At 67.7% G+C, this 19,919-nt stretch carries 17 protein-coding genes; 4 read left to right on the forward strand and 13 right to left on the reverse strand.

The window, feature by feature from the left end; genetic code table 11:
• Window positions 1-15: 15 nt before the first annotated feature.
• A complete protein-coding gene (locus tag JJL56_RS30085; protein WP_200487527.1) occupies window positions 16-1,062 on the forward strand; it encodes a rhamnan synthesis F family protein in 1,047 nt (348 codons plus the stop codon).
• 29 nt (window positions 1,063-1,091) lie between these two features.
• On the opposite strand, the gene rfbA is transcribed toward JJL56_RS30085, so the two are convergent.
• The 5 genes from rfbA to JJL56_RS30110 all read right to left on the reverse strand — a co-directional run bounded on the left by rfbA (window position 1,092) and on the right by JJL56_RS30110 (window position 6,323).
• Complete coding sequence (gene rfbA / locus JJL56_RS30090; RefSeq protein ID WP_200487528.1) at window positions 1,092-1,958, reverse strand: glucose-1-phosphate thymidylyltransferase RfbA; 867 nt, start codon at window positions 1,956-1,958, stop codon at window positions 1,092-1,094.
• A complete protein-coding gene (gene rfbD / locus JJL56_RS30095; protein ID WP_200487529.1) occupies window positions 1,955-2,860 on the reverse strand; it encodes a dTDP-4-dehydrorhamnose reductase in 906 nt (301 codons plus the stop codon). Before rfbD ends, rfbA begins: the two co-directional genes overlap by 4 nt.
• Before the next feature lie 14 nt (window positions 2,861-2,874).
• A complete protein-coding gene (gene rfbB / locus JJL56_RS30100) occupies window positions 2,875-3,963 on the reverse strand; it encodes a dTDP-glucose 4,6-dehydratase (RefSeq protein ID WP_200487530.1) in 1,089 nt (362 codons plus the stop codon).
• Between the two features lie 47 nt (window positions 3,964-4,010).
• A complete protein-coding gene (rfbC, locus tag JJL56_RS30105; protein ID WP_200487531.1) occupies window positions 4,011-4,559 on the reverse strand; it encodes a dTDP-4-dehydrorhamnose 3,5-epimerase in 549 nt (182 codons plus the stop codon).
• A gap of 90 nt (window positions 4,560-4,649) precedes the next feature.
• A complete protein-coding gene (locus tag JJL56_RS30110; protein WP_200487532.1) occupies window positions 4,650-6,323 on the reverse strand; it encodes a glycosyltransferase in 1,674 nt (557 codons plus the stop codon).
• 219 nt (window positions 6,324-6,542) lie between these two features.
• On the opposite strand from JJL56_RS30110, the gene JJL56_RS30115 reads away from it, so the two are divergent.
• The gene (locus JJL56_RS30115) at window positions 6,543-7,406 is read left to right on the forward strand and encodes a GNAT family N-acetyltransferase (RefSeq protein ID WP_200487533.1); all 864 of its coding nucleotides are present in this window, start codon (window positions 6,543-6,545) and stop codon (window positions 7,404-7,406) included.
• 30 nt (window positions 7,407-7,436) lie between these two features.
• On the opposite strand, the gene JJL56_RS30120 is transcribed toward JJL56_RS30115, so the two are convergent.
• The 3 genes from JJL56_RS30120 to JJL56_RS30130 all read right to left on the reverse strand — a co-directional run bounded on the left by JJL56_RS30120 (window position 7,437) and on the right by JJL56_RS30130 (window position 12,808).
• Complete coding sequence (locus JJL56_RS30120; RefSeq protein ID WP_200487534.1) at window positions 7,437-9,140, reverse strand: tetratricopeptide repeat protein; 1,704 nt, start codon at window positions 9,138-9,140, stop codon at window positions 7,437-7,439.
• Window positions 9,141-9,249: 109 nt separating this feature from the next.
• A complete protein-coding gene (locus JJL56_RS30125) occupies window positions 9,250-10,608 on the reverse strand; it encodes an HlyD family type I secretion periplasmic adaptor subunit (RefSeq protein ID WP_200487535.1) in 1,359 nt (452 codons plus the stop codon).
• The gene (locus JJL56_RS30130; protein WP_200487536.1) at window positions 10,571-12,808 is read right to left on the reverse strand and encodes a peptidase domain-containing ABC transporter; all 2,238 of its coding nucleotides are present in this window, start codon (window positions 12,806-12,808) and stop codon (window positions 10,571-10,573) included. The genes JJL56_RS30125 and JJL56_RS30130 overlap by 38 nt, the downstream gene beginning before the upstream one ends.
• A gap of 130 nt (window positions 12,809-12,938) precedes the next feature.
• On the opposite strand from JJL56_RS30130, the gene JJL56_RS30135 reads away from it, so the two are divergent.
• Complete coding sequence (locus JJL56_RS30135; protein WP_200487537.1) at window positions 12,939-13,841, forward strand: glycosyltransferase family 2 protein; 903 nt, start codon at window positions 12,939-12,941, stop codon at window positions 13,839-13,841.
• Window positions 13,842-13,937: 96 nt separating this feature from the next.
• Here the strand turns inward: JJL56_RS30135 and JJL56_RS30140 are convergent, their stop codons facing one another.
• From JJL56_RS30140 to JJL56_RS30150, 3 genes are all read right to left on the reverse strand, one after another.
• Window positions 13,938-14,918 (reverse strand): GDP-L-fucose synthase family protein, encoded by a 981-nt coding sequence (locus JJL56_RS30140; RefSeq protein WP_282188963.1) that lies wholly within the window; start codon window positions 14,916-14,918, stop codon window positions 13,938-13,940.
• A gap of 81 nt (window positions 14,919-14,999) precedes the next feature.
• A complete protein-coding gene (locus JJL56_RS30145) occupies window positions 15,000-15,794 on the reverse strand; it encodes an ABC transporter ATP-binding protein (RefSeq protein WP_200487538.1) in 795 nt (264 codons plus the stop codon).
• Window positions 15,794-16,609, reverse strand: a complete 816-nt coding sequence (locus tag JJL56_RS30150) for an ABC transporter permease (protein WP_200487539.1) — start codon at window positions 16,607-16,609, stop codon at window positions 15,794-15,796. The genes JJL56_RS30145 and JJL56_RS30150 overlap by 1 nt, the downstream gene beginning before the upstream one ends.
• Before the next feature lie 266 nt (window positions 16,610-16,875).
• Between JJL56_RS30150 and JJL56_RS30155 the strand changes: the two genes are divergently transcribed.
• On the forward strand, window positions 16,876-17,745 hold the full coding sequence (locus tag JJL56_RS30155; protein WP_200487540.1) for a glycosyltransferase family 2 protein: 870 nt from the start codon (window positions 16,876-16,878) through the stop codon (window positions 17,743-17,745).
• 65 nt (window positions 17,746-17,810) lie between these two features.
• On the opposite strand, the gene JJL56_RS30160 is transcribed toward JJL56_RS30155, so the two are convergent.
• Window positions 17,811-18,926, reverse strand: coding sequence for a glycosyltransferase family 4 protein (locus JJL56_RS30160; protein ID WP_200487541.1), 1,116 nt, complete (start codon window positions 18,924-18,926; stop codon window positions 17,811-17,813).
• Window positions 18,927-18,933: 7 nt separating this feature from the next.
• Window positions 18,934-19,919: glycosyltransferase (locus JJL56_RS30165; protein ID WP_200487542.1), on the reverse strand; the 986-nt coding region annotated here is incomplete at its 5' end.

Here is a 19,919-nt window from a genome sequence, read left to right on the forward strand (position 1 = left end):
GACGGAAACGCCCCCATGCTGAGCACCCTGATCCGTCTTCCCTTCCGCCTGCGCTTCGTGATCGCCTGGGCGATCGTGCAATGCAAGATCATGGCGGGCTACGTCTCCTACTGGATCAGCGCCTTCCGCAAGGACAGCTACGTGCGGGAACGCTGGGACGGGCGGGTGCCGCTCGCCGGGGCGCGCCGGGTGGCGGTGTTCGTTCATTACGACCGGCAGGGCGTTGTCCACGATTTCGTGTGGCATTACCTGCGCCAGCTCCAATCGCTGGGATTCGCCATCGTCTTCTCCAGCAATTCTCCGCGATTGGCCGAATCCCAGATCGAGCCGCTGCGGGACATCTGCGCGCTCATCCTCCGGCGCGACAACGTCGGCTACGACTTCGGCGCCTACAAGGAGGGCATCGCCGCCGTTCCGGATTTGCCTGCGCTGGACATGCTGCTGCTCGCCAACGACAGCGTCTACGGCCCGCTGCACCATCTGGCGGGCCTGCTGGAGCGGATGGACCCGCAGGACGCCGACGTCTGGGGTGCCTCGGACAGTTGGGAGTTCTCCTTCCACCTGCAGAGCTATTTCCTGCTGTTCCACAAGCCGGCGCTCGCCTCTCCCGCCTTCGGGACCTTCTGGGACCGGCTGCGCTACGTCCAGTCCAAGACCTGGATCATCCGCAAATACGAGATCGGGCTGACCCGCGCGCTGCGCCGCGCCGGCCTGCGCTGCCGCGCCGCCTTCCCCTACCGTCAGGCGGCGACCGCCCTGATCGAGGCGGTGGTGGAGCGCGACATCGCCGGCGACGGCATGGACCCGGTGCGCAAGTCCTTCATCCAGCAGGTTTTCCGGACGATCAACGCCGGCGTGCCGCTGAACGGGACGCATTTCTTCTGGGATTATCTGATCGCCCAGATGGATTTCCCGTTCCTGAAGCGCGACCTGTTGCAGAAGAATCCGGCGCGCATTCCGCTGCTGAACTACTGGGAGCGGGTGGTGAAGCAGTCGAGCGACTACGACACCGAACTGATCCTGCGCCACCTGGAGCTGTCGCTGAAGAACCGCAGCGTGTGATTCCGGCGAAGGGATGCTCCGGCGGGCGTCTATTCGGCCAGCAGGTTGAGCAGGTAGTTGCCGTAGCCGCTCTTGGCCAGCGGCTGCGCGATCCGGGTGAGCTGTTCGTTGTCGATAAAGCCCTTGCGCCAGGCGACCTCTTCGGGGGCGGCGATCTTCAGACCCTGGCGGGCTTCGATGGTTTGGACGAATTCCGCCGCCTGGAGCAGCGACGCGTGGGTGCCGGTGTCGAACCAGGCATAGCCGCGGCCCAGCCTTTCCACGGAAAGGGCCCGGCGCTCCAAATAGACGTTGTTGACGTCGGTGATCTCCAGCTCGCCACGGGGGGACGGGCGGATCGTCGCCGCGATGTCGAGCACACGGTTGTCGTAGAAATACAGCCCGGTCACGGCGTAGTTCGATTTCGGAACCGCCGGCTTTTCCTCTATGGCCACCGGGCGGCCGTCGCTGTCGAAGCTGACCACGCCATAGCGTTCGGGGTCGCGCACATGGTATCCGAAGACCGTCGCGCCGTCCGTACGTCCGGCGGCGCGCAGCAGCGCCGGCTCCAGATCGTGGCCGAAGAAGATGTTGTCGCCCAGGATCAGGCAGACGCTGTCGGTGCCGACGAAGTCCCGCCCGATGATGAAGGCCTGGGCCAGCCCCTCGGGCTTCGGCTGCTCGGCGTAGGAGAGCGCGATGCCCCACTGGCTGCCATCGCCCAGAAGCCGCCGGAACTGCAGCTGGTCTTCCGGCGTGGTGATGATGAGGATGTCGCGGATGCCGGCCAGCATCAGCGTCGACAGCGGATAATAGATCATCGGCTTGTCGAAGACCGGCAGCAACTGCTTGCTGGTCACCTGAGTCAGCGGATAGAGCCGCGTGCCGGAACCGCCGGCCAGAATGATGCCCTTCATGGCTGCGTGCCCGTGCCTTGTGTATCGGAAAGGATCTCGTCCAGCATCCGGTCGAGGCCGCCCATCCAGTCCGCCGGGGCGATGCCGTAGGCTTGGCCGATCCGAGCGGTATCGAGGACGGAATTGGCGGGCCGCCGGGCCGGGGTCGGGAAGTCGGCGGTTGCGATGGGCCGCACCGGCGGCTTCCGCCCGGTCCGTCCGGCGGCGCGCTCCACGATCCGTTCGGCGAAACCGTGCCATGTGGTGGAGGGGGCGCCAGCGTAGTGGAAGACGCCCGGCGTCCACTCGCCGGTCAGGCGGACCTGTGCGATGGCGGCGATGGCCGCGGCGATGGCCGCCGCCGGGGTGGGGCAGCCGTGCTGGTCGGCGACCACCCGCAGCTCGTCCCGTTCGCGGGCCAGCCGCAGCATGGTCTTGACGAAATTGTGCCCGTGCGCGCCGAACACCCAGGCGGTGCGCAGGATCACATGGTCGGGCAGGGCCGCCCGGACCGCCTCTTCGCCGGCCAGCTTGCCGGCGGCGTAGACGCCCTGCGGGGCGACCGGGTCGTCCTCACGCCATGCGGTCGTCTTGCTGGTCCCGTCGAAGACATAGTCGGTGGAGATGTGGATCAACGGCACCCCGGCGGCGGCGCAGGCGCGGGCCAGATTGGCCGGGCCGTCGCGGTTGACCGCGAAGGCCGCGTCCGGCTCGCTTTCCGCCTTGTCCACCGCGGTGTAGGCCGAAGCGTTGACCACCAGGGCCGGACGGTGGGTTGCCATCGCCGCGGCGACGGCCTGCGCGTCGGTGACGTCGCCTCCGGCGCGGGTCAGCCCGACCGGGGTCAGGTCCGGCGCCCAGGCGGTCCGCAGCAGTTCGAACCCCACCTGCCCATTGGCGCCGAAGATGAGGATGGTGCGCATGGCGGCGGCTCCGGTCATTCGGCGGATTCGGTGGACGCGGCGGGTTTGGCGACGGACGCTATGCCGAGGCGCTGCCCGTCATAGCCGGCGGACAGACGTTCCCACCAGGGGCGGTTGTTCAGATACCAGCCGACGGTGCGGCGGATGCCCGTCTCGAAGGTCTCGCTCGGGCGCCACCCCAATTCGGCCGTCAGCTTGGTGGCGTCGATGGCGTAGCGGTGGTCGTGGCCGGGCCGGTCGGTGACGTGGGCGATCAGACCCCGCCGCGGGCCGCCGGGAAGCGGTCCGGCCAGTTCGTCCATCAGATCGCAGATGGCGTGAACGACGTCGATGTTGCGGCGCTCGCTGTCGCCGCCGACGTTGTAGCTCTCGCCCGGCCGCCCGGTGGTCAGGATGGTCCACAGCGCCGAGGCGTGGTCGTCCACATACAGCCAGTCGCGCACGTTCAGGCCGCTGCCGTAGACCGGCAAGGGCTGACCCTGAAGCGCCTTCAGCGTCATCAGCGGGATCAGCTTCTCCGGAAACTGCCAGGGGCCGTAGTTGTTGGAGCAGTTGCTAGCCACCGTCGGCAGGCCGTAGGTCTCGTGCCAGGCGCGCACGAAATGGTCGGACGCCGCCTTGCTGGCCGAATAGGGGGAGTTGGGCGCGTAGGGCGTGGTCTCCGAGAAGCGTCCCTCGTCGCCCAGCGTACCGAACACCTCGTCGGTGGAGACATGGTGGAAGCGGAACCGCTCCTTCGCCGTCCCCTCCAGCCCGCGCCAATAGTCCAGGGCGACGCGCAGCAGGGTGACGGTGCCGACCACGTTGGTCTGGACAAAGGCCATGGGGCCGTCGATGGACCGGTCGACGTGGGTTTCCGCGGCCAGATGGATGACCGCCGTGGGGCGGTGGGCAGCGAAGACGCGGCGCAACTCCGCCTCGTCACTGATGTCCACCCGTTCGAAGGCATAGCGCGGGTTGTCCGCGAAGGGGGCCAGGCTTTCCAGGTCCGCGGCGTAGGTCAGCTTGTCGAGGTTGACGACCGAGGCCGCCGTGTTCGCCAGAACCCAGCGGATGAAGGCCGAGCCGATGAAGCCGGCCCCTCCCGTCACCAGTATGCGCATGCCATCTTCCCTTCGCGGCCCCTGCGGCGCGCCTTTGCGTCGAGACGTCAGAACAAATCCACGGCGGTCGCCAGCGGCGGCGCCGCCGCGTCCTTGTCCGAAACCACGGCGCCGGCCATGGCCGGCCAGTCGATGCCGAGCGCCGGATCGTTCCACAGGATTGCCCGCTCCCGCTCGTGAGAATAAAAGGCGTCCACCTTGTAGGCGACAATCGTGTCCGGCTCCAGCGTGCAGAAGCCATGGGCGAAGCCGGCGGGAACGAAGAGCTGTTCCAGCCCATCGGCGCTCAGTTCCACCGCGACGTGCCGGCCGAAGGTCGCAGAGCCGCGGCGGATGTCCACCGCCACGTCGAGGATGCGGCCGCGCAGAACCCGCACCAGCTTGGTCTGGGCGTCGGGTTCGATCTGGTAGTGCAGGCCGCGCACCGTGCCCGGTGTGGCCGACAGGGACTGGTTGTCCTGGACCCAGCGCCGCTCCAGGCCGTGGCGGGCGAAGGTCCGCTCGCTCCAGGTTTCGACGAAATAGCCCCGCGCGTCGCCGAACCGCTTCGGCACGACCAGTTGGACATCGGGCAAGGACGTGGGGATAACCTGCATGGCGGCGGCGAAGTCCTTTGGAAAACTGTGCCTGTTATGACGGTGCGGCGGGGCTTTTCAAGCGCTTTGTGCCCCGGCACCTCAAGGGTTTCAGACCCCGAGGGGCCCGGTCTCCTGCACGAAGCCGTATTTCAGCAGGTGAACGAGGCTGCGCAGCAGCAGCAGACGGCGCTCCTCCGGGACGAGCGCGAGGATCTCGGCGACGAGGCGGCCGGGCGGGTCCAGGGCCTCAAGCGCCAGCAGAAGGTCGGTGGCCGGAGACACGGTGCCGCCGCGCGCCGTGGAATTCAGCGGGTCGGCGTGCAGCGCCGCCAGGGCGTCGGCCATTCCCGCGCGGGCGAGGCCGCCGGCCCGCACCAGCCGCGCGGATGGGGACAGGTGGCGCGTCGGGTAGGATTCGAACATCCGCAGGGGGTCGGGGCGCAGCGGGTTGCCGTCGCGGTCGGCGCGGCGCGGGGCGCGTTCCGCTGCGTGGCGGCGGATCTCGGACAACTGGCGCCAGACGTCGAGATACTGCGGGATGATGGCCTTCCAGTCGAACACCGCAACGGCGCGGGCGCGTCCGGCTTCCCCCATCCGCTGCCGCAGCGCGGGGTCTGCGGCCAGCCGCGCGTAGGCGTCCGCCGCCGCCGCCACATCGACGGCGGTCACCTGCGAGACGCGCCCGATGTAATAGTCGTAGCTGTCCAGTCCGGCGGCGTAGCGGTCGGCGAAGTCGGGTCCGCTGCCTGGCGGCGGCAGGGTGGTGGGAATCCGAAAACCGTCCACCCCGTCGCGCACCGTCTCGCGGTAGCCGTTCCAGTCGGTGATGACACAGGGCAGCCCCGCCGCCATGGCCTCCACCGGCGTGATGCCGAAGGTTTCCTGGATGTTGTCCACCAGCGAGGTGAACAGGTCAGCAGCGGCCCAGACGCGGGTCCGCACCTCCGGTTTCCGGCCATCCAGGAAGATGGCGTTGACGCTGGGGCAGTATCGCTTGGCCCCCTGGATGAAGGCGGCGCCGATAGCGTCGTTGCCGAACCAGCCGGCCTGGATCAGGTGGAACCGCTTGCCGGTCCGCCGCGCCGCCTCTTCCAGCGCCAGATACATGGCGATCGGGTGCGCCTTGGCGTGGAAGCTGAGGCGCCCCATGAACAGCACCGCGACGTCCTCCTCGCCGATGCCCAGCGCTGCACGCTCCGCCATGCAGTCCGCCGCGTCGAAGCGGAAGGCGTCGGTGTCCACGCCGAGCGGAATCACCGGCAGATGCGGCATCGGCACTTCGGCGGCGCCCAGTCGGTTGCGCAGATACTCCGCATAGGGTTCGAGGACAGCCTCCACCGAGGCGCGGGCCGCCCAGGAAGTGCAGATCACCGCGTCCCACGGCTGCACCGGTGCTGTGGCCAGGGCGCCTAGGGCATGCGGCGATTCCGAGGTCGTGTGGGTGATGCCGCACAGGCTGTAGCCCCGCTGGTCGCGGGACCGGCGGCGCCAGGCGAACTGGTCGATGCCCGGTCCCGGCACGAACAGGCAGCCCACGCGGGCCAACCGCGACGGCTCGCCGGTCGGGTAGAGCGCCACCTCCCGCCTAGGGGCGTGGCGGGCGGCGAGATCGGCGAACAGGCGCGCCTGCTCCGGCCCGTCGGCGTGGCAGGCGAAACCGTCCAGTCCGGAGTGCCGGAAGAAACCGACGAGGAAGGATTCGCCCGCCACATGGCGGCCCTTCAGGTCCGCCCGCGCGGTTTCATAACCGTCTGGGTGGAAATAGATGGCAGCGTTGGACACGGAGACGGCGCTTTCCGAAGGAGTATTCCGGGCATGGGGCGACCGGCGGGAGAGTAGCGGCACGGATTGGGGCCGGCAACCGGCATGCCGTGGACGGGCCGCGCCCCAGGCGAAAATAGTGTGGGAAGTCTCCCTCCATCCGGGTATCTGGGGCATCGGCCTCCCTTGCTCAGGCATGAACCTTTCTGAACGGCGACCCTTGAACGGTAGCGGCATGCGATGACAGCGTTCCCAGAAGGCTTCCTGGACGGCGTGGGCGGCATGGTGACCGGCTGGGCGTGGCTGCCGGCCGATCCCGCACGGCGACTGCGCGTGGAGGTGAGGTTCGCGCCTGCGGAGGGCGATTTTCATGGGGGCGATCACCCCGAGGTCGCCCTGCCGGTGGAGGCGGTGGCCGGCCAGCCGCGCGCCGATCTGGCGGCTACCGGCAAGGGAGACGGGTGTTATGGCTTTACTGTGCCGGTGCCCGCCCTTTTCGCCGGGCGTGAGCATCGGGTGAACGTGCGGCTGCCGGATTTCCCGGAGGCCCGGCTCCTGGGGACGCCGCGGACGGCGATCGTCGTTCTTGCCCCTGTGATCCTCCGCACCCTTGAACCCAACCGGGAAGATGTGGACCGGCTGTGCGGTTTTCTCGCCGAAGCCGTCCGTCTGAACGGCGGGACCGCCGCCACCGCGGTTCCAGATGCTGCCAAAATCCATGGCTGGGCCGCGGCTTCCGACCGCTGCTGGCTTGTTGCCGAGCGGAGGGGGCGCATCGTCGGCCAGTGCCGCGTCGGCCCCGAATGGCCGGTCGAACCAGGAACGGCGGCGCTTGCCCTCGGCATCGAGCTTCATCCCGACGTACGCGGTTTCGGGCTTGGGCGGGAACTGATGATGGCGGCCTATCGCTGGGCAGCCGGTCGCTGCGCACGGATGGAGCTGGCCGTTCTGCCCCACAACGCCCGTGCCCTGCGCCTGTACCGCGCGCTGGGCTACGCCGATCTGGGGCCGGTCCCGTTCCCCGGAACGGGCGAGATCCACCGCCGCATGGCCATCCCGTTGCCGCCGTACCGCCCGTTTGGTGGCGTCACGCTGCTCGTCTGAGCCTGATGGGATGGACCGGCGCGCTTCCGGTCAGCTCTCGCCGACGGCGGCGCGGGGCGGATCGACTTCTTCGGTTTGCTCGGCGACGTCGGCCGGAGGCAAACGCTCAAGCAGCATCCCGGCCCGCTCGTCGCCGAGTTTCGCCGCCCGTTCCAGCCAGACACGGGCAAGGGCGAAGTCCTTGCGGCTGCTCCAATGGGCGTGGAGTTCGCCGAGGGCGGTCATCGCCGCGGGTTCCTTCTCGGCGGCAGCGGTCAGCCAACGGGCGGCCTCCTCCATGTCGGGCGCCACCCCCAGCCCCTGCATGTAGAAGCGGCCAAGGTTGACCATGGCGCCGGAATGGCCCTGTTCCGCAGCCTTGCGCGACCAGACCACGGCGGCGGCATAATCCTGCGGCGTGCCGTCGCCGGACGCCAGCATGGCGCCCAGACGGAACTGCGCCTGCACGCTTCCCTGTTCCGCCGCCCGCTGATGCCAGACCACCGCCCTCGCCGGATCGCGGGGCATGCCGAGGCCGAGGCTGTGGAGCATAGCGATGTTGTAGACCGCGTCGGTGTTGCCCTGATCGGCGGCCCGGCGGAACCAGCCGAGCGCCCGGTCATAGTCGCGCGTCACCCCGCGCCCTTCGGCGTAGAAGGTGCCGACGCGGAGCTGCGCCAGCGGATCGCCCTGGCCGGCGGCCCGTTCCAGCCAGCGGAGGGCCTCCATCTCGTCGCGCGGCACGCCGGAACCGGCCAGATACATCTGGGCAATGATCTTCTGAGCCTCGCGATGGCCTAGTTCGGCGGCCGCCCGGTACCAGGTCGCGGCGTCGAAGAGGTTGGGCTGTAGCCCGGCGCCGCGGCTGTTCAGATGACCGAGCTGCACCATTGCTTCGGCATCGCCCTGGACGGCGGCCTTGCGCAGCCAGGTTTCCGCATGGTGTGGATCAGCGGGCACGCCGAGCCCCCGCGTGTGGAGCAGACCGAGCGCGCGCTGCGCCGCAGCGGCACCGGCCTTGGCGGCGCGGCGGAACCAGGCCGCCGCCTGGTCATAGTCTTGCCCGACGCCAATTCCCGAGGCGAACTGTGTGCCGAGATAGTACCAAGCCATGACGTTGTCCTGCCCGGCGGCCTTGAGGAACCACTGATGGGCGTCCTGGGGATCAGGCTGCCCGCCGTAACCGCCGGCGAGCAGGGTGCCGAGCCCGAGCTGGGCCGCCGCGTTGCCCTGTTCGGCGGCGGTGCGGTACCAGCGCTCCGCCTCGGCATAGTCGGGATCGATGCCGAAGCCGGAAGCGTACATGTAGCCGAGCATGGCTTGCGCGCCCACGACGCCCTGTTCGGCAGCGGCGCGCGCCCAGCGCAGCGCTTCCTTGTAGTCTTGCTCGATCTGCAAGCCGTTGGGAAAAAGCAGCGACAGCGTCTCGTCGGTCGGAGTGATGCCCTTCGGCTGGCCGCAGCCGTAATAATAGATTTCGGCAAGCCGGGCCTGGGCCTTACCGTGCCCCTGGTCGGCGGCCCGCCGGTACCAGCCGACGGCATCGACGGCGTTGCGCACGACACCCTTGCCCAGGTCGTACAGACGTCCCAGGCGGTATTGCGCTTCGGCATTGCCTTGCCGGCCGGCGGACAGCCAGGATTCCAGTGCCGTCTTGTAGTCCTCGCGATCATGGGCCTTCAGGCCCCGGGCATAGTCGTCTTCCGGCGAAGCGGAGCCGAACAGCCGCCCGGCGGCCTTCATGAGCTTGCGCATCGGCCTCGATACCCTTTCCTTTTGCCGGCCGCCGGGCCGGAGCACCGCGCCTGAATCGGGCATCCGCCCATCCCGGCTTGCGATGGTCCGCCGGCGAACCGGATCGCTGTTACGGCTCGCGCATGCCTTCCGAACTGTTCCTCAAAGCCCCCTCGACGAGGTAGGCCAGGATGGTCCTTTCGCCGACGACGATATCGGCGGTCAGCGGCATGCCGGGAACCAGCCTGAAGTCCTCCGGCACCTTGCGCAGCGCCACGTCCGTCAGCGCGATCCGTGCGCGGAAGAAGGGGCGCTGTGCCTGCGTCTGGTCTTCGCGGCGGGTGAAGGAATCCTCGCTGATCGTCTTGACCACGCCCTTCGCCATTCCGTGCTCGACGTAGCGGTAGGCGTCCAGCTTGACCTTCACCTCGTCGCCGGGCTTGACGAAACCCTGGTCCATACCGGCGATTTCCGCCTCCACTTCCAGCGTCGCGTTGAGCGGAACCAGAGTGTAGATCGGCTGGGCCTGCTCCACCACGGAACCGACGGAGTACTTCCCGACCTCCAGCACCACGGCGTCATCGATGGCACGCAGTTCCACCAGATCCCGGCGCTTCTGGGCCTTGGCCAGCTCTTCGCGAACACGTTCCAGATCGACCTGGCGGGTCGACAGGTCGGTCAGCAGCGTGCTGCGCCATTGCTGGATGTAGACCTCGCGCTCGGCGCGCAGGGCCTCCATGTCGTGGGTGGAGGTGCGGATGGTGTTCTCGCTGAGGCTGAGGTTCCGTTCCGTCTCCACGCGGGTGTCGCTGGCGATGAGCGAGTTCAGGCGGCTGCCGGTCTGGTTCTTTTCCAGCGTCCGCCGCATCGTCTCGATCTCGCCGACGATCCTCAGGCGGGAGCGGAAATGGTCGGTGTCCGCCTGATTGCTTTTGATCGTCGCCTGCAGAGTGGCCAGACGCTGGTCGAAGTTGGCGAGCTTGGCCGCATACTCCGCCTGGCGGTAGCGCCAGATCGACTCCTCCAGCTCCATGTCCGGATCGTCGCCGGCTACCACAAAGGGCACGCCGCGGGCTTCCGCGTTCATGCGGGCGATCTCGGCCGTCAGCTTCTTGAGCTGGCGATCAAGCTGGGCCACGTCGGCGGAGGAGAAGGTCGGGTCGAGCGTGGCCAGAACCTCGCCGCGCCGCACGGTCTGTCCGGCGCGGACGTTGAGGTTCCGGATGATCGAGGTTTCCAGGGGCTGCACGACGATGGTCGGCGCCTGGGACACGACCCGTCCGGACGCGCTGACCACACGGTCGAGCTTCAGCACCGTGGCCATGGTGATCAGTATGAGCACCGCCGCGGTCAGCCCCCAGAGGACCATCCTCAAGGTGACGGGTTCGGGCCAGCCGATGATTTCCGAGGTTTCCCCCTGGAAATCGACGATCGCCTGCTCGGCAGCGCGATCAGCTGCTTGCGGCCGTCGTAAGAGAAGCGCGGTCATGGGAGGGCCCCGGAGAAAGGTGGCGGTTCTGCTGGAACCAGAGGTGTCGGTAGACGTCGCAACGCTGCAGCAGCTCGTCGTGCTTGCCCATGTCGTAGAGCTTGCCGCGTTCGAGCACCATGATCTGGTCGCAATTGACCAGGGAGGCGAGGCGGTGGGAAATGACGATCATCGTCCGGCCTTGGGCGATGCGCGTCAGGTTGTTGTTGATGATCGCCTCGCTGTCCGGATCGAGCGCGCTGGTCGCTTCGTCCAGGATCAGGACGGTGGGGTCCACCAGCAAGGCGCGCGCGATGGCGATGCGCTGACGCTGGCCGCCCGACAGGTTGGCCGACCCTTCCTCGATCATCGTCTCGTATCCGCGCGGCAGGCGCTCGATGAACTCTTCCGCACCGGCCAGCCGGGCCGCCCGCATCACCTCCTCCAGGGTGGCGCTGCGGTTGGCCGCCATGATGTTCTCACGGATAGTGCCGTTGAACAGGAAGTTGTCCTGAAGCACCACACCCAGGTTGGAGCGCAGGTGGTTCAGGTCGATCTCGCGCAGATCGACGCCGTCGATCTTGATCAGACCGTCGTAGTTCTGGTGCAGGCCCTGCAGCAGGCGGGTGACCGTGGTCTTGCCCGATCCGGAGCGTCCCATGATGCCTACGACAGTGCCTGGTTCGATGGCGAAGGAAATGCCGTCGAGCGCCGGGCTCTGTGCACCCTGATAGCGGAACCGGATGTCCGAGAAGCTGATGTCGCCCTTGATCGTGGGACGCACGCCTTGCTTGCCGAGCCCCTGTTCGGGGGCGTGGTTGACCACGGAGCCCACCTGGAGGACGGCGCCGCGGGCCTCCTGGAACTGCTGCATCAGGCCGGCGATCTGCACGAAGGGCGACGCCGCGCGGCTGGCGATCATGCTGAAGGCGACGAGCGTGCCGGGATTGACCGAGGCGTCGCCGGAGAGGGCGAGGTAGGAGCCCACCACCAGCGTGCCGGCATAGATGCTCTTCTCCAGCGGCTGCAGGATGGTCTGAGGCTGGTTGGCGAGAAGCTGCATGTTGGTGTTGGCGCGCACGGCGTCGGCCACCCGCGCGTCCCAGTCCATCCGCTTGCGGCCTTCCAGCGCTAGGGATTTGACCGTGCGCATGCCGTGCAGCACCTCGATGAGGAAGGAGCCCTTGCGGTGCTCCGCCTGCACCACCTTGCCGTAGGCGCGCGCCAGAGGACCGATGTAGATGACCACGACGAGGCACATCAGGAAGGCCACGCCCAGCACCAGGAAGGCGAGGGGGGGGCTCATGATGAACATCGCCGGAATCAGCACGATCAGCGTTAAGGAATCGAGAAGCGTCCCGAGCAACTGTCCGGTCATGAAGTTGCGGATGCGCCAGACCTCGTTCAGCTTGTAGGAGATGACGCCGGTCGGCTGGCGCTCGAAGAAGTCGATCGGCAGCCCGATCATCCGGTCGAAGATGTAACGGCTGATGCGCGCATCCACCTTGGCCGTTCCGATCGCCACCAGATAGCGGCGCATGTAGCCGAAGAGGGTGTCGAAGACCAGAACGAAGGCCAACGACGCCAGCAGGACGTACAGGGTAGACATGCGCTGGTGGACGAGCACGCGGTCCACGATGACCATGTAGACCAGCGGGGGCACGAGCGCGAACAGGCTGAGCACCAGCGCCGACAGGCAGACGTCGCGGAAAATCCGCCTTTCCTTCAGGATCTGGCTGAGCAGCCAGCCGAAGCCGAAGGGCTGCTCGTCGTCGCTGATGCGGTGGCGCCGCTTGATGAAGATCGCTTCCCCGTCCCAGACGGAACTCAGGCGCAACTCATCCACGGCGACGCAGGCCTGATCGGTGCTCAGCGGGTCCTGGAGCATCGCGGCCGGCGCGCCGCCGTCTTCACGGAACGCCACCAGCACCATGGTGCTGCCGTCCCGCAGGCGGAGCAGCACCGGCAGGGCCTTGTCCAGGCGGGACAGGTGCTTCCACCGGAGCTTCGTGGTGCGGGCGGTCAGGCCGTTGTCTTCGGCTATCTTCAGCAGCAGCCGGTTCGACGGTTCGCCGGCTTCGAGAGCATAGTCCCTTTGAAGCTGCTCCACCGAGAGATGAAGCCCATGATGGCGCGCAACAACGGCGAGTGCATGGAGGCTGGTCGTCCGTGCCGCCTCGGGGGAGGCGTTCTGTGGATCGGCGGAGGTCTTGCTCTGCATCTGGCCCCTGTGTTCCAATCGCTCTTCCCGGTGGTACATCCGGCGGCGCGACTGTACTGTAGCACCTTCATCGGATACAAGCGTTGCACTCGGGGCGCTCAGTTCGGGCCAGCCCGGTGGGAGCAGGTGGATGAAGGTTTCGGTTATTACAATTTGTCGGAACGTGCGTGACGGCATAGGCCGTACCCTGGAGAGCATCGCACGTCAGACTTACCAAGACGTTGAGCATATCGTGATCGATGGAGCTTCGACCGACGGCACGCTCGATGTGCTGGAAGCCCATCGGGACCGCATCGCGGTGCTGGTTTCCGAGCCCGACGGCGGCATCTACGACGCCATGAACAAGGGGCTGGCGCGGGCGACTGGCGAAGTGATCCTCTTCCTGAACGCCGAGGACTGGTTCTACGACGCCCATTCGCTCGAGAACGCGGTGTGCTTCATGAAGCAGCATCCGGAGGCCGATCTTTTCTACGGGGACATCGAGGTCCGCCTGCCTGAGGGCGGTTCGGTCATACATATTCCACAGGAGGCCGAGAAGGCCGCCGAGACGATGATCTGCGGCTGTCTGCCGCATCAGGGGACCTTTGCGCGCCGTGCGGTGTTCGAGCGCACCGGTCCGTTCGACACCCGCTGGCGGGTCCACGCCGATTACGAGTGGTTCCTCAAGGCCATCGCGGACGAGTCCGTCACGCTGATCCACATGCCAGTGATCGTGGCGTCCTTCGGGCTGGGCGGCGCGTCCAGCAACCTCGCCAAGGGCCAGCCAGAGGTCTACGCCATCCAGAACGCCCTACCTTTTTACCAGACGGAGGCGTGGCTGCGCCGGCGCGTCGAGATCTACCAGGAGAACTTCCTGGCCGTCCGGCTGGAGAACGCCGATCTGAAGCGGCGGCTGGCCGAAGCCGCCGCATCTGGAAACGTTCAGCCAACATGGCGAGACCTTGCCCGCCGGGGCCGGGATCTGGCCCGCCGGGGGCGCGACCGGGCGCGGCGGGTGATGCAGCGGGCGATCCGCCGCGTCCGTCTGGGCTGAACCCGCGCCCGGGTGCGCCACCCGGACTGAAATATTTTTAGGCCATCCGCGGCGGACGTGCTTTTCCGCGGATGGCCGGTCGTCTTGCCGGAGCGGTCAATGGGGCGCCGGAAGGCCGCGCAGGCTGCCGGTGTCCAGATTCTCCAGATACCAGCGGTAGGTCTGCTCGAAACCGTCGCGCAGCGGGGTGGGTGCGTTCCAGCCCATCGCCGCTATGCGCTCGTTGTCCATGATCTTGCGGGGTGTGCCGTTTGGCTTGGACGGGTCGAAGCGGAAGCCGCCGCGGTAGCCGATCACGTCGGCCAGCAGTTCGGCAAGGCCGCGGATCGAGATCTCGTGGCCGGAGCCGAGGTTGACGTGCGGCTCCCCCGAATAGTTCTTCGCCAGGAAGACCAACCCGTCGGCGAGGTCGTCGACGAACAGGAACTCACGCAGCGGACTGCCGTCGCCCCACAGCTCGACGCTGTCGGCGCCTTCCGCCTTGGCACGGTGGATCTTCACCATCAGGGCCGCGGCGACATGGCCTTGCTGGATGTCGAAATTGTCCCCATAGCCGTAGAGGTTGGTTGGCATGGCCGAGATGAAGTCGCATCCGTACTGCCGGCGATAGGCCTGGCACATCTTGATGCCGGCGATCTTGGCGATCGCGTACCACTCGTTGGTCGGTTCCAGCGGGCCGGTAAGCAGTGCCTCCTCCCGGATCGGCTGTTCGGCCAGACGCGGATAAATGCAGGAGGACCCCAGGAAGACGAGCTTGCCCACACCCACCTTCCAGGCGTTGTGGATCACGTTCGTCTCGATCACCAGGTTGCTGTGGATGAATTCAGCCGGGCGGCTGTTGTTCGCGTGGATTCCGCCGACCAGGGCCGCGGCCAGGAAGACGACGTCCGGCCGCACCTCGGCCATCCAATCCTCGACCTCGGCCTGGCGGTTCAGGTCGAGCTGTTCCCGGCCGACGGTCAGGATCTCGCAGCGCTCGCGCTCAAGGCGGCGGACGATGGCGGAACCGGCCATGCCGCGGTGCCCCGCCACCCAGACGCGCTTGCCTTCCAGGGAGAATGGGGTGCTGCTCGTCATACGATCGTTCTTCTCCGTGTTTCAGCACCGGGATGCGATCCCGCAGCCAGCCATGCCGCTTCGGGCAATGCGATGTCAGGCTTATGGTGCGCTCTCGGCCACGCCGGTCCCGTTGCCGGTGACGGTGTGGCTGGTGTGGTTGTGATATGCCGCCAGCACTTCGTCAACCGGTCCAATCCGGACGATGGAGCCCCGTTCAAGCCAGAGAAGCTTGTTGCACAGCCGCTGCAGCACGGATTCGACGTGGGACGCGACGACCATGATGCTGGAACGGTTCACGAATCCCTCGGCGCGGCGTTGCGCCTTTTCCAGGAACTGCACGTCGCTGACGGCGATCCATTCGTCCATCAGCAGGATCTCCGGGTCGACGGCGGTCGCCGCGGCGAAGGCGAGGCGCAGCGTCATGCCCGCCGAATAGGTGCGGACTGGCAGGTCCAAATAGTCGCCGAGTTCGGTGAAGGCGGCGATGTCCTCCATCTTGCGCTCGATCTCATCGCGGTCGATGCCGAAATAGGCCGCCCGCATCCGGATGTTGTCGTAGCCGGACGCATCCATGTCGAGGCCGAGGCCGAGGTCGAACAAAGGCGTGACGCGCCCTTCCACGCGGATGCGCCCACCGGTCGGTTCGTACACGCCGGCGAGAACGCGCAGCAGCGTCGTCTTGCCGGCGCCGTTGCCGCCGATTAGCCCGATCCGGTCGCCATGCTCCAGCGTCAGCGAGAGGTTGTTGAGGGCTTTCACGGTGATCCGGTGGTGGGCGTCGTGCTTGAGCGCCCCGCTGGTGGAGGAGCGCAGCAGCGTCTTCTTCAGGGAGCGCGCGCTGCCCTGATAGAGGACGAAATCGACCGAGACGTCGTTGAGGTGGATCGAAGCCATCAGAGCCAGTAGGCGATGCGTTTGCGGAAACGGGCGAAGCAGGCGAAGGTGAACAGCCAACCAGCCACGGCGAACAGAAGACCGGCCGCCCAGCTTTCCCAGCCGGGCACCTGCCCGAGCAGCGGCGCCCGGATGACCTCGATCAGGTGGTGGAAGGGGTTCAGCACCATCAGATAGCGCCGGTCGCCGAGCAGTTCGGGCTTCCACATTACCGGCGTCACGAAGAACAGAAGCTGGATGACGCTTCCCACGATCGGCGGCACGTCGCGGAAGCGGGTGCAGATCATGCCGAGCAGCAACATGATCCAACTGGCGTTCATCAGCAGAAGCGCCAGCCCCGGAAGCGCCAGGAACCCGGCGCTCCCCGGCCAGACCCCGAAGACGACCGCTACCACCGCGAAGATCACGATGTTGTGGCCGTAGATGATCAGGTTGCGCCAGAGCGCCCGCAGGATGTGCACCGACATCGGGATGCGCACGTTCTTGATCAGCGGCTCCAGCTCGATGAAGGTCAGGCACCCTTCGTTGAGAACCGAGGCGACGAAGGTCCAGGTGGCCAGCCCGACCGCCAGGAACGGCAGGTAGCCCTCCAGATCCAGCCGGAACAGGGTGCCGTAGATCAGCCCCAGGCTAGCCACCATGACCGCCATGCTGAGCGTCAGCCAGAAGGGGCCGAGGACCGAGCGCCGGTAGCGCTTGCGGATATCGTGCCAGCCGAGCCGACTCCACAGCGGCCAAAGCCGAAGCCCCTTCATGAGGTCGTCGCGGGCCTGCGCGACGTTGCTTCGGTCGCCGGAATCGAAAACAACGGTCATACTGAAAGCCTATCGGCGCATCGTGTCGAAAATACCGCAACATGGCGTCCATAACGGCGCTGCGGAACTCCGGATCATCCGCCGCGTGTCTGGCCGGGCGCGACATTGCCAGCGGACGCGGACACCTTCAATGGAAACCTTCGGGTCACAGTCCGGTCCTTTCCGCAGGCCGCACGAAGAAATTTGCGCGTCGCCCCTTCCCGTCATCCACGATGCTGTCCTATGGTCGCTGTGCACCGGTAGCCGTGCCGCAAACGAGATCACCGATGGAAGAGCTTCTGGTCAGCGTCGTCATACCGGTCTTCAACCGGGCTCACACGCTGCACCGTGCCATCGACAGCGTGCGAATGCAGGACGTCACGGACTGGGAACTGATCGTCGTAGACGACGGGTCCACCGACGGAAGTGCGGACATTCCCGCGTCCTATGGGGATGCCCGGATACGCTCGATCCGCCACGACACCAACCGGGGCGCCGCCGCCGCCCGCAACACGGGGGTGCAGGCGGCGCGCGGCCGTTACGTCGCCTTCCTCGATTCCGACGACGAATGGCTTTCCGGCAAGCTCCGGGCGCAACTCGACGCCATGGAGAGGGGGGCGGATGCTCCACAGGCGCTGTGCACCGGCTTTCTCCTGCACCGGGAAAAGACGGGCCACCGCAGCCGACGGCACCCGCAGGCCGACGGCACATGGTTCGAGACGATGCTGGACGGCTGCTACGTGTCGCCCGGCTCCACCCTGATGGTGCGGCGCGACTGCTTCGCCGCGGTCGGTCCGCTCGACGAGACGCTGCCGCGGCTGGAGGATTGGGATTGGCTTCTGCGCTGCATGGAGCGCTTCTCGTTCGACTGCCTGCCGGTTCTGGGCGCCGTGGTGCATGTCGGGCGGCCGGCGCGGTCGGCGGCCGTGGCCATCGCCATCGACCGGCTGGGACGGCAGCACACCGACCGCGTGCTCCGGGTCGCCGGACCGGAAGGGCTGCGCCGTTTCCGCGCCAGCCTCGCCATCGAGGAGGCGGTGGCGGCGGTCCATGAGGACGCCCATCTCAAAGCGCTCAGCCGTGTCGGTCGCGCCTTCGCCCTGTCGCCGATGCGCACGATGCGTTTCCTGGCGCGCTGCACGGTGCGCGCCCTTTAATCCCACTGTGTAATCCCGCTGCGATCCCCGTTCCCCCCGGCCCCGCCGCCCGGATGGGCATGGAGTCAATAGCGGGCCGGCAGGTGCCGGTAGAGGGCCAGCAGCCGGTCGACCGCCGACCCCCAGGTGAAATCGCGGACGCGCCGCCGCCCGGCATCGACCAGCTGGCGGCGCAGCATCGGATCGCCGAGCAACCGGTCCAATCCGTCCGCCAGACTGTCCGGATGGTCCGGATCGAAGTAGAGGGCCGCGTCCCCGGCGATCTCCGGGAAACAGCTCCGCGCGCTCAGGATCGCCGGGCAGCCGTTGGCGAAGCTCTCCAGGATCGGCAGCCCGAACCCTTCATACATCGACGGAAAGACGAAGGCATCGGCGTGGGCATAGGCGCAGGCGAGCCCGCCGGCGTCCAGCGTGCGCTGGTGCAGGCGGCCGGCGCAGCCGGCGTCCAGGAAGGGCTGCCGCTCCATCTCCTCCAGAGGGCCGCCGCCGACGCAGACCAGATGCAGACCGGGCCGGCGGGTCAGGACCGCGGCGAGCGTCCGGGCCACCCCCATGAAGTTCTTGTACCCGCCCCGGCGGCCGACGATCAGCAGATAGCGGTCCGGCAGTGCCACCCTCGCCCTCCGGCTCGGCACCCACACCGCATCCTGCGAGAGGCCGTGATGGATCACCTCCACCCGCGCCGGATCGACCCCGTAGAGCCGAACCAGATCGGCCTTGGTGGTTTCCGACACCGCCACGATCGCGGCGGCGGCGGCGCACAGCGCCCGCTTGCCGGGATGGATGTCCTCGGGGGACGCGAAGGTTTCCGGCATCAGTTCCGGCGCCATGTCGTGGATGGTGACCACCATGGGGCGTCCGTGCAGAAGGCCAATCAGTTCGGCGTCGTAGAAGGTCTGATGGAAGACGTCGAACGCGCCCCGCCGCAAGGCCCGATGCACCAGACTCCGGTTGTGGCGGCGCAGCAGGGTGCGCTTGCCGGGGAAATGCCGCTCCCCCAGAAAGCCGCGGACATCCAGGTCGGGCTGGTCGAGCAGATGGGCGTTGATGACCCGGCGGAAGGGCAGCACCACCTGCACGCCAGGGCGCGCCTGCAATCCCACGATGACTTCCGCGAAGCAGCGCGACACTCCGCCATGGCTCTGGATGGAGAAGATATGATCGTCGAAGAGTACACGCATGCGCTGCTCAGCGCCGCCACCGCACGCCGAGCCGCCTCAGCATGCCCAGCGTGATTCCGCGCAGCCGCCAGAAAGGGCTGTTCTGCATGCTCGTCAGTTCGTTCTGCACGGCGCGCAGATGCTGCTCACTGCGCTGAAGGCGGCGGCGCAGCACCCAGGGCGATTCCTCGTCCTCTTCCGCGCCGCTGCTGCCTCCGCCCGCGGCCTGCGTGACCCGCAGTTCCTGCCACACCGGCAGGGGCCGTTGCGCGCGCCCGTCCGCCAGCCGGGCGGCGGCGTCGGTCAGAGCCTCGGCCATGACGGCGGCCATGGCGTTGAAGGTAAAATGGCTTGCCTGGTCCAGGCCGCGGGCGACGAGGCCGGCACGGCGGGCCGGATCGCGGGCCGCGGCGATGGCGGCAGCCATGCCGGCGGCATCGTCCTCGCCGGCGAACAGGGCGGCGTCGCCGGCCACCTCGATCAGCGAGGAGTTGGCGCAGGTGATCACCGGGCAGCCGCAGGCCATCGCCTCCACCACCGGCATGCCGAAGCCCTCGTAGCGCGACGGGTAGGCGAGCGCCTCCGCCCCGGCGTAGGCCAGCCGCAGCTCCTCGTCGCTCATCGACAGACGCACCACCGGAACGTCGGGCGCCAGGGCTCGGAAGGCCGGCTCGATCTCCTTGGCTCCGCCCACGCACAGCACCGTCAGGTCCCGGGTCGCCGGATCGCCCAGGCCGAGCGCGCGGAACAGCAGGAGGCCGTTCTTGTAGCCCTGGTAGCCGGCGCGGTCGCCGACCATCAGCAGATAGGGCCGCTCGAGCCCGTGCGCCTTGCGGAAGGCCGCGATCTCCGCCGCCTCGGCCGGGCGGAAGGCCTCGCCCACCCCGCAATGCGCCACCGCCGTGCTGCCCGCCGCCACGCCGGGGTACAGCCGTTCCAGGTCGCGCGCGGAGTTGTGCGAGATCATCACATGCGCCGCGGCGTGCTGGATCGCCCGGCGTTTCTCTTGCCACG

It is taken from the genome of Azospirillum aestuarii (assembly GCF_016632405.1).
Taxonomy (GTDB): domain Bacteria; phylum Pseudomonadota; class Alphaproteobacteria; order Azospirillales; family Azospirillaceae; genus Azospirillum; species Azospirillum aestuarii.

Excerpts from the sequence above, each read along its gene's own strand:
- JJL56_RS30125 (WP_200487535.1), bottom strand. The coding sequence starts at position 10,608 with ATGACCGCGCTTCTCTTACGACGGCCGCAAGCAGCTGATCGCGCTGCC.
- JJL56_RS30155 (WP_200487540.1), top strand. The coding sequence starts at position 16,876 with ATGGAAGAGCTTCTGGTCAGCGTCGTCATACCGGTCTTCAACCGGGCT.
- JJL56_RS30130 (WP_200487536.1), bottom strand. The coding sequence starts at position 12,808 with ATGCAGAGCAAGACCTCCGCCGATCCACAGAACGCCTCCCCCGAGGCG.
- JJL56_RS30145 (WP_200487538.1), bottom strand. The coding sequence starts at position 15,794 with ATGGCTTCGATCCACCTCAACGACGTCTCGGTCGATTTCGTCCTCTAT.
- JJL56_RS30160 (WP_200487541.1), bottom strand. The coding sequence starts at position 18,926 with ATGCGTGTACTCTTCGACGATCATATCTTCTCCATCCAGAGCCATGGC.
- JJL56_RS30150 (WP_200487539.1), bottom strand. The coding sequence starts at position 16,609 with ATGACCGTTGTTTTCGATTCCGGCGACCGAAGCAACGTCGCGCAGGCC.
- JJL56_RS30115 (WP_200487533.1), top strand. The coding sequence starts at position 6,543 with ATGACAGCGTTCCCAGAAGGCTTCCTGGACGGCGTGGGCGGCATGGTG.
- JJL56_RS30120 (WP_200487534.1), bottom strand. The coding sequence starts at position 9,140 with ATGCGCAAGCTCATGAAGGCCGCCGGGCGGCTGTTCGGCTCCGCTTCG.
- rfbA (WP_200487528.1), bottom strand. The coding sequence starts at position 1,958 with ATGAAGGGCATCATTCTGGCCGGCGGTTCCGGCACGCGGCTCTATCCG.
- rfbD (WP_200487529.1), bottom strand. The coding sequence starts at position 2,860 with ATGCGCACCATCCTCATCTTCGGCGCCAATGGGCAGGTGGGGTTCGAA.
- JJL56_RS30135 (WP_200487537.1), top strand. The coding sequence starts at position 12,939 with ATGAAGGTTTCGGTTATTACAATTTGTCGGAACGTGCGTGACGGCATA.
- JJL56_RS30085 (WP_200487527.1), top strand. The coding sequence starts at position 16 with ATGCTGAGCACCCTGATCCGTCTTCCCTTCCGCCTGCGCTTCGTGATC.
- rfbB (WP_200487530.1), bottom strand. The coding sequence starts at position 3,963 with ATGCGCATACTGGTGACGGGAGGGGCCGGCTTCATCGGCTCGGCCTTC.
- JJL56_RS30140 (WP_282188963.1), bottom strand. The coding sequence starts at position 14,918 with ATGACGAGCAGCACCCCATTCTCCCTGGAAGGCAAGCGCGTCTGGGTG.
- rfbC (WP_200487531.1), bottom strand. The coding sequence starts at position 4,559 with ATGCAGGTTATCCCCACGTCCTTGCCCGATGTCCAACTGGTCGTGCCG.